The organism is Bradyrhizobium sp. 26S5 (genome assembly GCF_036923295.1).
Lineage (GTDB): Bacteria > Pseudomonadota > Alphaproteobacteria > Rhizobiales > Xanthobacteraceae > Bradyrhizobium > Bradyrhizobium septentrionale.
In genome coordinates, this window is the sequence record NZ_CP145948.1 from 1413217 (window position 1) to 1427716 (window position 14500).

The following is a 14500-nucleotide window of genomic DNA, read 5'->3' on the forward strand; positions in this document are numbered from 1 at the left end:
CCCTATTTCTGCTTGATGAGAGCGGTGCTGCCGCGCAATGACACATAGCGTCGGAAGACATCGCGGGCCTCGGTCATGCGGCCAGCCTCCCGCAGCGCTTGACTGCGCAGGAGCGTCAAAGGCACGCGTGAAGACGGGTGAGCATCAACGGCGTCCAGCTGATCGAGCACCTCAAGTGCTTCGTCACCAAGGCCCTCCGAGATGAGGGTGTAGGCCAGAATTCGGAGCAGATCGACATCCTGGGAATGTTCGCGGGCTGCGATTCGTAGCAGGGCCAGACTTTGTGCGCTCTGCCCGCACGCGAGGTGGACATAGGAGAGGGCGCAGAGCAGGTCACGCTCCGGCCCGGAGATCAGCAGGATATCGCCGGACTTGGAAACGTCCGGGGCCGAGGTGCGGACATCCTGCACTCGATCCGATTCGATCATGGCTAGCCCTTGATCAAGCTGTTCTGATTTTGCCGGAGCAGAAGGAACCGCCGCAGTTCTTGCTGCAGGATCGCCAAGCATTCGCCGGCCGTCTTGTCGTCTGGCGTTGATTCCAGCGTTTGCGTTAAGCGCTCCAGAAGAGCACCATGCCTGTCTGCGCGCAGCACGTCCGGATGACGCAGGCGTGGAATGACGAAGGAGAGCAGGCCTTGTGACAGATTGTGGCCATAAAGTGAGGCAAGTACAGCGCGGGGGTCGATTTCATTTGCGCCAGCAGCCCTCTCGAAGAGAGTGACGCGCGAGATTGCATCGATCGGGCCGACCTCGAGCGCGGCTTCGCTCGCAGGATCAATTGTCAGATCCTGAGCGGATGCGTCTCGCCACGACGCCTGTTTCGTGGCGCCATCTGCATGAGCGCCCGCGACTTCGATGTGGTCGGCTTTCGGGGTGGTCGGGCCGTTGACCGATGCATGCTCCCCCGCGTCATACCCCTGCGACAAGGGGCCGGACCCTACAGGGTGCTGGGGCAGTCGGGCCATAGGCTTCTCCTTTCTTCCTGCAGGGCGAAAACATTAATAGGGAAGTGCAGCGAAGCGGCCGTTCCGACTGAGCAGCACTCGTCCATCCTCGATTCGATCGACGGTCCATCCATTGCTCAGCAGCGCTCCCACGAAATACTTCTGGCCGCCGATAAGAAGATAACGTTCGCTTCCGCGCCAAACCGCTTGGACCGAGATTGAGGGCGGCGCCTTTTCGTCCTTGACGGTGACCGCGTTCACAAGGGCAGGAGTTCCGTTGGTTTGATGATCAAACCATTGCTGGATTTCCTGCCATTTTGCGCCAAGGGCTGGGGTTACGGTTCCTTCCGCGGTCACGACGCCGTGCCCCGAACCGACCTTGATATTAAGAAGGCCCCCTCGTTCAACCTCCTGCCGCAGCAATTCGGCAGTTGCATCAGCGGCCTTCGCATCCAGACGATTGATGGCTGGTTTGGCGGCAATGTCGGCCACAGGCGATGCGTCTGTGCTCGGCGGCACTGCGTTATCGTCAGGGGCGAATATGGGCGAGACGGCGCCGATCGCCATGGAGCTGAGCAAGACGAGGCTGAGCACCACGATCCAGATAAAAGAGCGGTTGCTTGAGCCACCTTGCGGCAAATCTTGCGTCGACCAGCGAATGGACATGGCGCCGACATGAACGACGGCAGGAAGAGGAACACTAACGCGCTCGCCTGGGGGCATATTCTCGCGGCCGTCCAGTCTGATATTGGCTGCAAGGGCCTCGATCTCGATCGAATTGGTATGCGGGGTGATGCGAAGGTGGCGCGGTTCGAGCCCTTGTTCAAAGAAGATCAAATCGGCATCGAGGCCGCTGCCGATGAGGCTGGCCCCAATAGCGGTTTTGCCCCTAAGCCCGGCATAGAGTCCCGATAAGACCTCAAACTCGAGAGAAATCGATTCGCTCACGGATCATCTCCTGAATAACGAGACAAGCCGTACGGCAGTTCGCCGCACGGCTCTTGCAGAGTTCGTCATTCACTGCGCGGACACGGTAGCGACTCGGTGAGCCAACCGCCTTGCAGATTTACTGGACGCGTTCGTCGGCGACCTTCTTCTCGGAAGAGAGCTCGGTCGTAATTCTGCGCATTGCCACGGCCTGGGCCTGAACTTTTTGGCTAACACGCTCGAACTCAGCCATCTGGTTCTGGAAACCGGCATCCTGGGTCTGCTGAGTAGCAGGAGCGGCACCGTTACCGCCAACACTATTAACCGCCATGTCTATTCACCTTTCTTTGTCGTGTGTCGTAGTTGTGGCCTGCTACGTCGGGCGGGCCGATGATACGATGGCAGGAATAGAAAGAAAGACGTGCTCGCCCCCCAGACTGCTCAGGCTCAGCTCTGCGTTCTTGCCGAGACCATCGGTCTTGGGCTGTACGTTGCTCGCTTCAGCGTTCTTGTTGTCGGCAGCTTTGTCGGGGTGACTATCTTCGGACCCCAGCTTGTGGATCACCTTTCCAAAGGCGTGATCAAGGGCCCCGCCCACGGCGGAACCAATCGCAGCTCCGGCAGGTCCGCCCAACCGTCCGCCGGCAGCGCTTCCGATCATTTCTCCAATCATCGACTTCTCCTATGCTCGTCTTGTTACGCTCAATAGACGACTCCTCGCCTACAGTTCAGCGGCCTCATGCTAGGAGTGCTACCTTTCGAGAAGCTGACGAGTCTCGCGTTCCAGAACATTGGGCGGCACTTTGCAGAAGCTCATCACCTGCTGACAGCTTGCAAGCTTCATTTGCCTCCCTGGCCGCGCGTATGATCATCCTGACGCCGAGCCGATATCGGCGCGGCGAACGTGCCTGCGCGTCAGGCGCAATTCGTTGGTCTGGTGAAGCTTGCAGCGAAGCTCTGACGGGTGTGCGTGGTCCGGCGATCAGGCCCGGTCGCTGGGCCTACGGCCGGGTTGTTGCGTTTGTCGGTGAGCGTTGCTGCAGAGACTGATGGTGTGATCGCTGGCACTTAGAGATTGCATCGATAGCGCGCGACGGGGGGGGGGGGGGGGGGGGGGGGGGGGGGGGGCTGGTCCGACGGGGCGACTGGCGGCTTCGCGGTGAGACCTCGTCGCTTATTGAGGCCTCGCAAGGAACAGGGCCTGCTCAGTGTAGCTGACATCGGACAGTCGATCGTCGGCTGCGAGACTGCATGTTACCGGTGATCGGCGAGCGTGGATATTCCCTAAAGGTGGCCTGTCGTGGAAGGCGGCTGCGAGCAATCATGCGATCCCCAGCCCGTGTCTGCTGACGAGGGCTGTGATGTTCAGTCGATGGTTTGTTGTCGTCAGCTTTTCGACAGGTACTGCTGGTACAGTCTTGGGACTTGGATGTGTGCGACATGCTCGTGCCAAACCGACGAGAGGAGGGGGTGGGGCTCATCAGGGTTGCCGGCGCCGGCAGCGAGAAGCATCCATTCGCTCCCCATCGGGCAGGGGTGCGTTCTAAAATGGTTCCTAGTTGATTGAGCGCAACGCTCGCAATTTTACCGCTTTCTTCGATGCAACAGGAGTGAACTAAATGGCGTATCTTCCCGTGGCCGGTCTCCCCGTGGTCGGCGCACTCGATTCGACGGTGAATGGAGTGGGGTCTGACGGGGTGGTTGCCAGCCCCGCTTTCGGCGCGCTGTTGGGGCAGTATGCCCCGGCGGGTGCCTACCAGTACCTGCCGGCAGGTGCTGCCGTCGTTGTCGCTCCGGTGGTCGTCGCTCCAGTTGTGGCTGCTCCCATGTACATGATGGCGCCGCCGCCTCCTCCTTCCATGCTGTTGAGCCAGCAAAGTTCGGGTTTGGAGCCTTCCGTCGATCCGGTATGGACGCATGAGGTCAAGGATGGTAAGGCCACGATCAACCTCGGCGACAAATATACGATCACGGCCGATGAGAAGGATGGCACCTGGACCGTTCGCAACAACCAGACCGGCCATGTCACGAAGATCCATGGCGATCCCCATGTTGACGCGGACGGGGATGGCAAGGATGACTTCGACTTCAAGAAAGATATGACCTTCCAGCTCGACGATGGGACCAAGATTACCGTCAATAATGTCGACTACGGTAATGGTGAGGCCATCTCCTCAAAGTTGACCATTACGAACGGTCACAACGCGATGGTTGTGGAGGGGCTCGGCGACGACAAGGATGGCAAAAACAATCTGAGGGTGACTCAGTCCAATGCTGGCATGACTCTTGATGAGCTGACACCCGATGGTGCCCAGGCGATCCATGAGAGCGGCCAAGGCTGGGTCGATGGCGCCGGCGGCGTGGTGAATCAGGCGAGTATCGATGCCGGCGAACAGGGTCGCGCGCCGGGCAGCTACCAGTCTGCAAGCGCAACGCCTGCCACTGCAACACCCGTGTTCTTCGTTCCTCCTCCACCGCCACCTCTTGCGATGGTTCCGCTTGCCGTCGCTCAGGCGCCAGCGCCGTCATCTCAGCCAGCGCCGTCATCTCAGCCAGCGCCAGTGTGGTCGCACGAGGTCAAGGACGGCAAGGCGACGATCAACCTTGGTGATAAGTATACGATCACAGCCGATGAGAAGGACGGCACCTGGACCGTTAGGAACAACCAGACCGGCCATGTCTCGAGGATCCACGGCGATCCTCACGTCGATGCTAATGGCGACGGCAAGGACGATTTCGACTTCAAGAAAGGTATGACCTTCCAGCTCGACGACGGCACGAAGATCACGGTGGACACGGTCGATTATGGCAAAGGAAAAACCATCTCCTCGAAGCTCACCATCACCAACGGCGACAATGCCATGGTTGTGGAGGGGCTCGGTGACGACAAGGATGGGAAGAACAATCTGAAGGTCACGCAGTCTAATGCTGGGCGGACGCTTGATCAGCTGACGTCCGATGGCGCTCAGACAATCCATGAGACAACTCAGGGGTGGGTTGACAACTCCGGACGCAAGGTGACGCAGGCGGTGATCAACCACAATGAGAACCCGGATGCGCCACCGGATTTCAAGACGATGATGCACGAGAGCATGTTCCAGCGCATTTTCCATCGCCATGCACAGCCGGCATGAGGCCCGATCCCGGGGCGTGTCGGAAACTCGTGGAAGCGGGCGCTAGCGCCCGCCTTTCATTTTCGCCAAACGGCCGCGAGAAGGGCAGCTTGGCGATCTATCGATTCAGGATCGACGGTAACAGTCAGATTGTCTCGGCAATCGCAGCCTTCGCCCCGACAAACGGGCGGAGGGCCTCCAGGCCCGGCTACCCGGCCAGAATTGCTGTGGCGCGTTCCCGCCCGTTGTCGGCGATGGAGGCGCTGCACAGGAACGGTGCTCTCAGGTTTGTCTGCATGTCAAAGTCATGCCGACGCAAGCGTCGCAGTGAAAATCCCGTCAAGATCGCAAATTGGATTGAGGGCTGCCTCGATGGCGCGATCTACCCTCGGCTCAAAAGCACAAGCCCTGCCTCGCGTTGAGCTCTGCCTGTCTTTAGCCTCCGAAGCCGGGCGTGAACCCTTGCGCCCCCCGAACATCCATCAGCTTCTCAGGAAGCCGGAGGCGCTATGGGCTTTGAGCATCGCCATTCCCGTCAAAGTAAGCTGCTAGGGACGTTAAAAGGAAATCGCAGCAGCCCGCCGCCAAAAAGATCCCGGTGCATTCGGATTCGCGGGACCCGCTCGCAGCTCGGATCTGAGATCATTGAATGCGCATCTAATTGGTGGCACGTGCCAAGTTTCACTTGGCACGTCTTCGATTCGATTACTACGCGGGCTGTATCTCTATGTGGCGCCGAGCTTCGGCTCACCCATCATCAAGCTCGCTCATGGCCTCATCCATATCCGACTGGGAATCGCTTATGACTTGCGTGGCGACGGAAACGAGAGCCTTTTCGAATGCTCGGCGCAGTAGCGCTGCACGCGTGTCATCGCCGCCGCTCTCGGCGGTGTCGGAGGGGGCGCCAACCTGCGGCGCTGTTGCATTAATATCGGCTGCGTTCATGTCGTAACACCCGGATAGCGGCGTCGCCGCGAGATGACCTATCCGCTTCATGCTAGCAGGGACAGCTTGCGAAAAGCTGACTAAGATCGAGCCTCCTTGGCGGCTTCATCCATGACCACGCAAGTGAGGACAACCGTTGTGCCGGCACGGTCATTACTGCGATCGGAGCTCTGGTAAATCATGGCGCCAAAACACTTGGCCACGTCAGCAAGCGCGACGGCGACTGTTGCGCGTTGAAGGCTCAGTGGTACCACAAGCATTTGTGGAGCTATCGCGCTCGATCTGGCGCGCGCGGCAAGCCACCGAGATCGCACGATCATGGCAGGACGCACCTCACGCCAGTTCCACAAGAAGAGCAACACCTTGCTGGCGCAGCTCGATCGCATTCTCGACCGCTTTGAATTGCAAGCCAAACGTTGCGCGTCATGAGATTATCCCTCGCCAGCATCGCCCAGAACCTTCGCCGAACGGATTCCTATCCAACGCGGACTCGCATAGGCACCCGTCATCGCGACGGAGCATCGAAATCAAAATGCTGCCACTCTTTTCACAGAATGGGCCGAAGCAGGGGGGGGCATTTGCTCGAACACAGCGTTGCGGGCCCGGACCCGGAGCGGACGTGGCGTCCTGCGTCTCGACTCCCCTGCCACAAGCCTTGACGAATCTCGACGCGCGGCGTCTGTATGTAGATCTGCCACGGTCTTCCATTCTGCATCTAGTAGGGTGGAAGCTAAGAGAGAACCCGGTGCGCCGGTAACGGCTATTCCGGGGCTGCCCCCGCAACTGTAAGCGGCGAGCGGTTGTCATAATGGTCACTGGCCGCGACAGCACCGGGAAGGCCGACAGCCGCAGCGACCCGCGAGCCAGGAGACCGGCCGCGACAGAATAGAACGTCCTCGGGCGGGGTGCCCCGTGCGTCGCTTGCAGCCTGGGACGTTTGACCCGTCTCCTCGCAAGTCGTGCGCGTGGCTTCACCCCCTAACATCGCGGGGTTGCCGATGTCGCCGTCTTACGATTTCAATCAGCATGGTCATCTAATTGAGTGGCCGAGTGTGCGGCCGTGGCCGGCGCGGCCAAAGTCTGCCGCGCCTCAGCGGTGTGTTGTGCCGCCGCCGTCATCGCCTCCGCTGCCGCGGCCTCTCGCGCCATTGCCAAAGCCGTCCGATCTCACGCTCGATCGATCGCGCGACGGCCTGCTGACCGCGTTCGGCAAGCTAACGCGCCGATCGTTCTGCTCGTCGGCGAAAGCGTCCAGGACATGTTCGCGCGGGTGTCCTGTGCCTTCGCGGACGATGTTGCGCACGCCCAACGTCTCTATGACGCGATGTCTCGGCTGTGGTTCATGCCAGCCACGCCGGTGCTGTCCAATGGCGGCACCACGCGCGGCCTGCCAATCTCGTGCTTCCTTAACTCGGTGTCGGACTCGCTCGAAGGCATCGTTGGCACCTGGGACGAAAACGTGTGGCTTGCCTCCAACGGGGGCGGTATCGGCACGTACTGGGGCAATGTTCGCTCGATCGGAGAGAAGGTGAAGGGCGGCGTCAGCTCAGGCGTCATCCCGTTCATCCACGTCATGGACGGCCTGACGCTGGCGATCGGCCAGGGCTCGTTGCGGCGCGGCTCGGCGGCGGTCTATCTCGATATCCAGCATCCCGAGATCGAGGAGTTTCTCGAGATCCGCAAGGCGTCCGGCGACTTCAACCGCAAGAGCCTCAACCTGCATCACGGCATCAACCTCACCGACGAGCTCATGCGTGCCGTGGGCGCCGGCACCGCGTTCGCTCTGCGCAGCCCGAAGACGAACGAGGTCGTCCGCGAGATCGACGCGCGACAGCTATGGCAACGCATTCTTGAGAACCGGTTGCAGACAGGCGAGCCTTATCTCTTGTTCATCGACACTGTGAATCGCGCGCTTCCCAAGCACCAGCGCGAGCTCGGTCTCAAGGTCTCGACCTCCAACCTGTGCAGCGAGATTACGCTCCCGACCGGCATCGACCATCGCGGCGAGGAGCGCACCGCGGTGTGCTGTCTGTCATCGCTCAACCTCGAGACTCGGGACCAATGGAATGAGGAACCCGGCTTCATCGAGGACGTCATGCGCTTCCTCGACAACGTGCTCACCCACTTCATCACGACGGCGCCGGAGGGTATGAAGCGGGCCCGCTACGCCGCCCTGCGCGAGCGCTCCGTCGGACTTGGCGTCATGGGCTTCCACTCGTTCCTCCAGGCGAATGGCATTCCAATGGAGAGTGGCTTGGCGAAATCATTCAATCTAAAGATGTTTCAGAAGATCCGGGGTGATGCCGACGCGGCATCCGTCGCCCTTGCTCGCGAGCGTGGCCCGTGCCCGGACGCCCTGGAACGTGGCGTGATGGAGCGCTTCAGCCAGAAGATCGCGATCGCGCCGACTGCTTCGATCAGCATCATCTGCGGCGGCACCAGCGCATGCATCGAGCCGATCCCGGCCAACATCTACACCCACAAGACGTTGTCTGGTGCCATCTCGGTACGTAATCCTCATCTGACCAGGGTACTGATCGCCAAGGGCGCCGACACCCCGGTGACCTGGCAGTCGATCATTGCGCAGGAGGGGTCGGTCGCCCATTCCGACATTCTGTCGGAACACGAGAAAGCGGTGTTTCGCACCGCTTTCGAGGTCGACCAGCGCTGGATCGTCGAGCTTGCAGGCGACCGGGCCGCATTCATCTGCCAGAGTCAGTCAATCAACCTCTATCTGCCGGCCGAGGTCGATAAGTGGGATCTCCACATGCTGCACTGGACGGCGTGGAAGCGTGGGGTGAAGAGCCTTTATCACTGCCGTTCAAAATCGATCTCGCGCGCGGCGTTCGCCGGCAAGATCGTCGACGATGACGAGGCCGCGCCGCGGCAGCTGCCTGCGCAGCGCACCGATTATGAGGAGTGCCTCGCATGTCAATGATCGATCTCTCGTGTGTCGATCCGCGCACGCTGATCGGCAAGGGACGCGTTGGTCTCCTTGACTCGATGGGCAGCTATGACGTTGATCGCTACGCTTGGGCCTACGAGTTCTGGAAGCGTCAGCAGCAGACGCATTGGATGGCCGAGGAGGTGCCGCTCGGCAACGACCTCAAGGACTGGGCGTCGGACCGCGTCACCGCCAGCGAGCGCGCGCTGCTCACCCAGATCTTTCGCTTCTTTACTCAGTCGGACATCGAGGTCGGTGACAATTATCTCAAGCGATACATCCCGATTTTCCAGCCGCTCACCGTCCAGATGATGATGGCGGCCTTCACGAACATGGAGACGGTCCACATCAACGCCTATGCGCTGCTGCTCAAGACGCTCGGCATGCCCAAGACCGAGTTCGAGGCATTTCGCAGCTATGCGCAAATGCGCGCCAAGGCGGACTACATGCACGAGTTCGGCGTTGACACCGTGGCCGATGTCGCGCGCACCCTGGCTATGTTCGGCGCCTTTACCGAAGGCATGGCGTTGTTCGCGAGCTTCGCTATGCTGCTCAATTTTCCGCGCCACAACAAGATGAACGGCATGGGACAGATCGTAAGCTGGTCGGTGCGCGACGAGAGTCTCCACTGCGAGGGCGTCATCAAGCTGTTTCACGAATGGCACCGCGAGACCGGCGCCGTGACGCGCTCGGTCCGTGACGACATCGTCGATGTCGCCAGAACGATGGTAAAGCTGGAGGAGAACTTCGTCGATCTCGCCTTTGGCCTGGGCAAGATCGAGGGCATGCGTCCTGAGCAGATCCACGCCTACGTCCGTTATGTCGCCGACTGGCGACTGACCCAACTCCGGATTGCCCCGGTTTTCGGCTTCTTCAAGGCGGAGGAGGATGGGTTCACGCAGCTCAAGCCGCATCCGCTGCCTTGGCTCGTCGAGATTCTCAATGGCGTCGAGCACGCCAATTTCTTCGAGCAGCGCGCCACGGAGTACTCCAAGGCGGCGAGCCGAGGCAGCTGGGGGACGGCGAGGACGGGGTGTGGGCGGCTTTCGGCCGTATGTAGGCAGCCGGAACAGCATGCGTCCGTTCATACATCTTGGAGGTTCGCGGAAGTCCTCTGCTGCGGCTTCCGGCGGCACAGCGGACCTCAAGCGGCATCATCCACGCCGCTCGAAAATCATAATGGGGAACACCCGCCCACGGGGCTGATGTACGAAAGTGAAGTCTGATCTTGTGCTGAGTTGCTTCGGTGCGGCAGACTTCGAAAAGGCGATCACAATCGTTGCAATTTGCAGATTGGCGAGACGTCCGTCCCGCATACGGAACTCGGAAAGTTCTGGCGGTACAACTTCGGAAGGCCGAGCCTGAGATGGTCCGGCGTGCGAAGGCCGGGCGTGAGAGGGGCCGGCGGAGGATGGCCGGCGTGCGAGGGATTTTTATCCATATCCTGCCATAGCAAATCTTGGTCGAAATCAGGATGCGCCTCGATCGCCTGAGCGATCGTCTGCTGCGAGAGGTGATGCGGGGACGGTTCTGGTGCTGGATCTGCACCGAGCGCAGCCGGCGCATGCGAATCATCCTCCCAACGCAAGCCTGGCGAATAGGGTTGCGCTATATCCAGGTACGGCGAATAAGGGTGCCGAGCATCCAAGTACGGCGAATAGTGACGGCCTGCGTCCAGATATGGCGAATAGGGCTCCCCCGGCAGCGCGGGCGAGGCGGTACGATGTGGCGCAGCACCACCCTGAGCGCCGTTGAGCTGCTGCTCAAAGCCGGTAGCGTCCGTGGGCGGTAGCGGTGAATTGGTGTCCGGGCTCGTGTTCGATGGTCCGAATTCGTTGAAATCCATCTGTCACTCCCGCATGATGGAGCAGCTCGAGCAATGCGAAGGCTCCTGTCCTGCGAGACCGAAGCAGCTGTTTCGGAGGTTCGCGTTGATCTTCAAGCTCTCCTGGATGCACACGTCTGGCGCGGTCGATGCGAGGCGCCGCCATCCAGACAGGCTCGTCCTGGGTAAGGCGGCTTTCGAAAAGCTGACGACCAGATGGATTTAAGCGAATGCAGTTCGGATCCTCGGCTCGAGCTCTCTCGTATTGTTAAGTCACTTCTGGCCTGCAGCTTCGCGCGCGATGCCGTCCTGATGCTGCGCTTCTGAGGAATAGTGGCTTTCAGGTCGTCCGTCGCGAATGACCGTGCTCGAGGAGCCACGAAACAACATCAAAACCGACCCCAGTGGCGGCTTTTCGGCAGCGGTTGGATTCCGCCGCGCCTGCGCCTCCGCCACAAGGCCCTTGAGCGTTTGGTCCACGAGCGCGATGAAGCGCGGCGGGCCCGAAGCCAGGACGAGGCCATCTCCTGGAGCCGGCTTCACGATATAGCGCTCATCGGAGATGTTGAGCACATCGAGCGCGGTCCTGAACGCATCGAAGCTGATCGGGTTCAACACAATGAGACGGCTTTGCGCCTCTTGAGCCGCGGATATGTAAAGCACGAGACCGTCGTAATACCATTGAAGATTGTACAGATTGGTCAAGCGCTCGAGGAACTCTCGCGGTGGCTGGTCCGGCATTCGCCCACGAATCCGGCCCTTTACCTCGGCGCTGACATTGACCCTGATATTGTGATTGTTGCCGAACTCCTGCAGCGCGGCGGAAAGGTCCTGATCCAGAACCGTGTAGCTGTAAGGAGCCGACGGCAGTGAGAGGGACGCGCCGAGCGCGCTTACCGATCCCAGATAGACAAAAACTCCGACATGGAGAACTCTCCTCAAAATGTAGACCGTTGTGGATCGGATGAGCATTCCCGAAGGCCTTCCGCCTGAAAAAAAACCTAGAATTTCATTCCAACGTGAAGGCCAAACGTGATCTTTAGATGACGTAACCAGCGGCATCTTCGTCAGGTTTTCGTCAGCTCGCCAATCTACGCTCATGATCCGTTCGTCGTTCAACCATGCCTGATCTCATCACACGAGCACAATGACTCCTTATATTATGATGGTAGGCGCGACGCCGATCTCTCCCCATTCAGCTGACTGTGTTTCCAGTGCCTGCTCGCCGGCCGCCACTGGCGAGCAGGCCCACTTTGAGCAGTCCCTTGCGCAAGCGTCTTCCAATGAGGTCGTCGCCTCGTCAGTCTCAGCTAGAGCGGCAGTCGCTCCGCCGGTATCAGAGGTTCAGCGTGCGGGTGCGCTCGCAAGTCCGCCGGGCGATCGCGTCCTTCATGCACTTTCCACTATGTACCGGAGTCATGCCGTTTCTCCCGCAGTCAGCGGCGCGCCTGCTCCGAATGGCGTGCAAGGGGGGGCGGCTGCGCAGCTGCTTGTGCAGGTGGATGATGTCGGCGCACATGCGGCGGTTAAGCCGATAGGTTCGGATTTCGATTCGATGATGGTTGGTCTGCGCGATGTCTACAGAGACGTCGTTCAGGTTTCACTTGTCTCCAAGAGCACCAGCGCTGTCAGTTCGTCGCTGAACAAGCTGCTATCGGCCGGCTGAGCGAGGATGATGACTGACGTGGTCCAGAGGCGTGGCGGTGGCGGCCATCGATCGTGGCGGCGGCTTCGCATTTGTCTTGCCCTGCCGCTCCTTCTTGCTTTGATTGGCTGTAAGACCGATCTCTATACCAAGATTCAGGAGCGTGAGGCTAATGAGATGCTCGCGCTTCTTCTTGGTAGGGGTGTCGATGCGGTCCGTGTTGTCGCCAAGGATGGAACCAGCGCAATCCAGGTCGAGGAAAAGCAGCTTGCGTATTCGATTGACCTGCTGAATGTCGAGGGGCTGCCTCGCCAATCCTTTAAGAATCTTGGCGAGGTGTTCAAAGGGTCGGGACTGGTTGCCTCACCGATCGAGGAGCGCGCTCGTTACATCTATGCGCTAAGCGAAGAATTATCCCGCACGATCAGCAACATCGATGGCGTCCTTTCAGCGCGTGTTCATGTCGTTCTGCCGAAGAACGATCTGTTGCGGCAGGATGCGACCCCATCCTCGGCGTCGGTCTTCATTCGACATGGCTCTAACGCGAAGCTCTCGGCGCTCTTACCGCAGATCAAGATGTTGGTCGCCAACAGCATCGAGGGGCTCTCCTACGACAAGGTGGCGGTCGTCTTTGTGCCGGTTGAGCGGGCGCCGCTTGAGTCGTCACGGGCAGTCAGTTCCCCTCAACCGGCAAAATTTGCTTCAACGCCGTTGCTTGCGTTCGGGGTGGGCGGTGCCGGCGCCGCATTCGGCATCGCCTCTTACGTGTTGTTGGGCGCGCGTATTCGTCAATTCGGACAATCGTCGCGTAAGCTGACCATGTTTGGCGGAGGTTCGAGCGTGCCGGCCGTCCGGGCTGCTGACAAGAAGACCACTTCTGATGCGACGTAGTCAGGACGCTTATGTCGGCATCGATGTCATTCACCGAATCCAATCGTTCGTCCATGTTGGCTTCCGATCGGCTGCGCGAGCTTGTTGCCTCCATCCATCCGAGCCGCTTTGCTGCGCGCCTTGATCCGCTGCTGTCGCCTCCCACGTTGCTGCGGCTACAGCAGAGTTCCAGACTGCAGCCAAAACTGGCCGGGCTGCTGCTTGGCGGCGAAGTCGATGTGAGCGGAGCCGACTGGAACGAAGACCTGCTGCTCGGGCATGATCCGCGTCGAGCTGCCCTGCTCGCAGGTAGTATCTGGCATGCGCGCTCGGTCCTGAAGCTGGTTTCAAGGCACGATCTATCAATTTTGGTCGAACTGATCGGTGCCGAAGCGCATGCTTTTGGGATCCGGCATTTATCAAGCGCGGTCGCAACGACGCCCGTTGCCGACCCGGAGCAACTATCGCGACAGATTGAACATGATGGGCACGTCTGTCTCGGCACCTGGCTCGACGAGGCTCCAGCGCTTGAGCGTACCCGCGTGCTTCTACGCTTGCCCGTTGGGACCGCCGCGGACAATCCGGCAGCCGACTACCGTGGTGCCGCAGGCCCGCTGCTTTCCTTGGTCATGGCTCATTTGAGGACGGAGGTTGCTAGGGGATGACCGCCGATGTCCCAGCATTGCCGGTGGCGCCGCGGATTCGCCCGCTCGGGCCCCTGATACGGGCAGCCGAACTCAAGGTTTGGCACGATGCAGTGCAAGCGCTCGCCGCTGCCGAGCGACATCTGCAGCGCGTTCGTAGCTGGGGACGCAAAGCTTTTGAGCTGGAACGGATGCGCGGCCATGCCGAGGGCAAAAAGACGGGAGCGGAGGAAATGACACGGCTGATCGCGCAGGCTGTTTGTGAACTGGCGCAGCGAAAGGCCGCTCTGGATCAGGAATTGCCGCAGTTGGTCATTGAGATCGTGAGCAATTTGCTGGGTGCCTTTGAGCCGAGCGAGATGCTGGTGCGGGCCGTTCGTCACGCCATCGAGCAAAAGTATAAGAACACGGAAGTGTGCCTTCACGTATCGCCCCTGAAAGCCGATCTGCTGGCCAGTGAGTTCGCGGCCTACGATGGACTTGACGACCGACCTAAGGTCAGGATTGAGCCGGATCCTGCGCTGACGGCGGACCAGTGCGTTTTGTGGAGCGAGTTTGGCAATGTCGACCTTGGACTTGCCGCGCAGGTCCGCGCGCTTCGTCTTGGCCTTGGTTTGTCCTCGCAGGAGAGCGAGCCGTGA

General features: G+C 60.2%; 15 protein-coding genes and 1 riboswitch. Of the genes, 7 read left to right on the forward strand and 8 right to left on the reverse strand.

Translation table 11 applies throughout. The features are described 5' to 3' along the window. Window positions 1-2: 2 nt before the first annotated feature. The 5 genes from V5279_RS06745 to V5279_RS06765 form a co-directional block, all read right to left on the reverse strand. A complete protein-coding gene (locus V5279_RS06745; RefSeq protein ID WP_166106204.1) occupies window positions 3-428 on the reverse strand; it encodes a tetratricopeptide repeat protein in 426 nt (141 codons plus the stop codon). A gap of 2 nt (window positions 429-430) precedes the next feature. Beyond that, the gene (locus tag V5279_RS06750; protein ID WP_176529068.1) at window positions 431-967 is read right to left on the reverse strand and encodes a hypothetical protein; all 537 of its coding nucleotides are present in this window, start codon (window positions 965-967) and stop codon (window positions 431-433) included. A 33-nt stretch (window positions 968-1000) separates the two neighbouring features. Continuing rightward, the gene (locus tag V5279_RS06755) at window positions 1001-1894 is read right to left on the reverse strand and encodes a SctD/MshK family protein (protein WP_176529069.1); all 894 of its coding nucleotides are present in this window, start codon (window positions 1892-1894) and stop codon (window positions 1001-1003) included. Window positions 1895-2012: 118 nt separating this feature from the next. Next, the gene (locus V5279_RS06760; RefSeq protein ID WP_014498042.1) at window positions 2013-2204 is read right to left on the reverse strand and encodes a hypothetical protein; all 192 of its coding nucleotides are present in this window, start codon (window positions 2202-2204) and stop codon (window positions 2013-2015) included. A gap of 42 nt (window positions 2205-2246) precedes the next feature. After that, window positions 2247-2546, reverse strand: coding sequence for a hypothetical protein (locus V5279_RS06765; RefSeq protein WP_338696022.1), 300 nt, complete (start codon window positions 2544-2546; stop codon window positions 2247-2249). A gap of 946 nt (window positions 2547-3492) precedes the next feature. Between V5279_RS06765 and V5279_RS06770 the strand changes: the two genes are divergently transcribed. After that, window positions 3493-5007 (forward strand): DUF1521 domain-containing protein, encoded by a 1515-nt coding sequence (locus V5279_RS06770; RefSeq protein ID WP_338696024.1) that lies wholly within the window; start codon window positions 3493-3495, stop codon window positions 5005-5007. A 726-nt stretch (window positions 5008-5733) separates the two neighbouring features. On the opposite strand, the gene V5279_RS06775 is transcribed toward V5279_RS06770, so the two are convergent. Next, on the reverse strand, window positions 5734-5931 hold the full coding sequence (locus tag V5279_RS06775; RefSeq protein WP_166071913.1) for a hypothetical protein: 198 nt from the start codon (window positions 5929-5931) through the stop codon (window positions 5734-5736). 680 nt (window positions 5932-6611) lie between these two features. Then, window positions 6612-6825, forward strand: a riboswitch (cobalamin riboswitch). A 364-nt stretch (window positions 6826-7189) separates the two neighbouring features. Between V5279_RS06775 and V5279_RS06780 the strand changes: the two genes are divergently transcribed. Together V5279_RS06780 and V5279_RS06785 are read left to right on the forward strand one after the other, a co-directional pair. After that, window positions 7190-8869: a ribonucleoside-diphosphate reductase subunit alpha gene (locus tag V5279_RS06780; protein WP_414645693.1), complete on the forward strand. Its 1680-nt coding sequence runs from the start codon at window positions 7190-7192 to the stop codon at window positions 8867-8869. After that, entirely contained in the window at window positions 8860-10101 is a 1242-nt protein-coding gene (locus V5279_RS06785; RefSeq protein WP_338696029.1) for a ribonucleotide-diphosphate reductase subunit beta, read from the forward strand. Before V5279_RS06780 ends, V5279_RS06785 begins: the two co-directional genes overlap by 10 nt. Window positions 10102-10145: 44 nt before the next feature. On the opposite strand, the gene V5279_RS06790 is transcribed toward V5279_RS06785, so the two are convergent. Together V5279_RS06790 and V5279_RS06795 are read right to left on the reverse strand one after the other, a co-directional pair. Next, window positions 10146-10721 carry a hypothetical protein gene (locus V5279_RS06790; protein WP_338696031.1) on the reverse strand — a complete coding sequence of 192 codons (576 nt, stop codon included), beginning with the start codon at window positions 10719-10721 and terminating at the stop codon, window positions 10146-10148. A gap of 252 nt (window positions 10722-10973) precedes the next feature. Further along, complete coding sequence (locus V5279_RS06795; RefSeq protein WP_173643971.1) at window positions 10974-11672, reverse strand: nodulation protein NolW; 699 nt, start codon at window positions 11670-11672, stop codon at window positions 10974-10976. Between the two features lie 193 nt (window positions 11673-11865). Here V5279_RS06795 and V5279_RS06800 point away from each other — a divergent pair, with 193 nt between their 5' ends. The 4 genes from V5279_RS06800 to sctL are packed head-to-tail and all read left to right on the forward strand — an operon-like array spanning window position 11866 to window position 14500. Next, window positions 11866-12366 carry a nodulation protein NolB gene (locus V5279_RS06800; RefSeq protein WP_338701017.1) on the forward strand — a complete coding sequence of 167 codons (501 nt, stop codon included), beginning with the start codon at window positions 11866-11868 and terminating at the stop codon, window positions 12364-12366. A 9-nt stretch (window positions 12367-12375) separates the two neighbouring features. After that, window positions 12376-13236 (forward strand): type III secretion system inner membrane ring lipoprotein SctJ, encoded by an 861-nt coding sequence (gene sctJ / locus V5279_RS06805; RefSeq protein ID WP_338696033.1) that lies wholly within the window; start codon window positions 12376-12378, stop codon window positions 13234-13236. Between the two features lie 23 nt (window positions 13237-13259). Beyond that, window positions 13260-13880, forward strand: coding sequence for a nodulation protein NolU (locus V5279_RS06810; RefSeq protein WP_338696035.1), 621 nt, complete (start codon window positions 13260-13262; stop codon window positions 13878-13880). Beyond that, window positions 13877-14500 carry a type III secretion system stator protein SctL gene (gene sctL / locus V5279_RS06815; RefSeq protein ID WP_166071918.1) on the forward strand — a complete coding sequence of 208 codons (624 nt, stop codon included), beginning with the start codon at window positions 13877-13879 and terminating at the stop codon, window positions 14498-14500. Before V5279_RS06810 ends, sctL begins: the two co-directional genes overlap by 4 nt.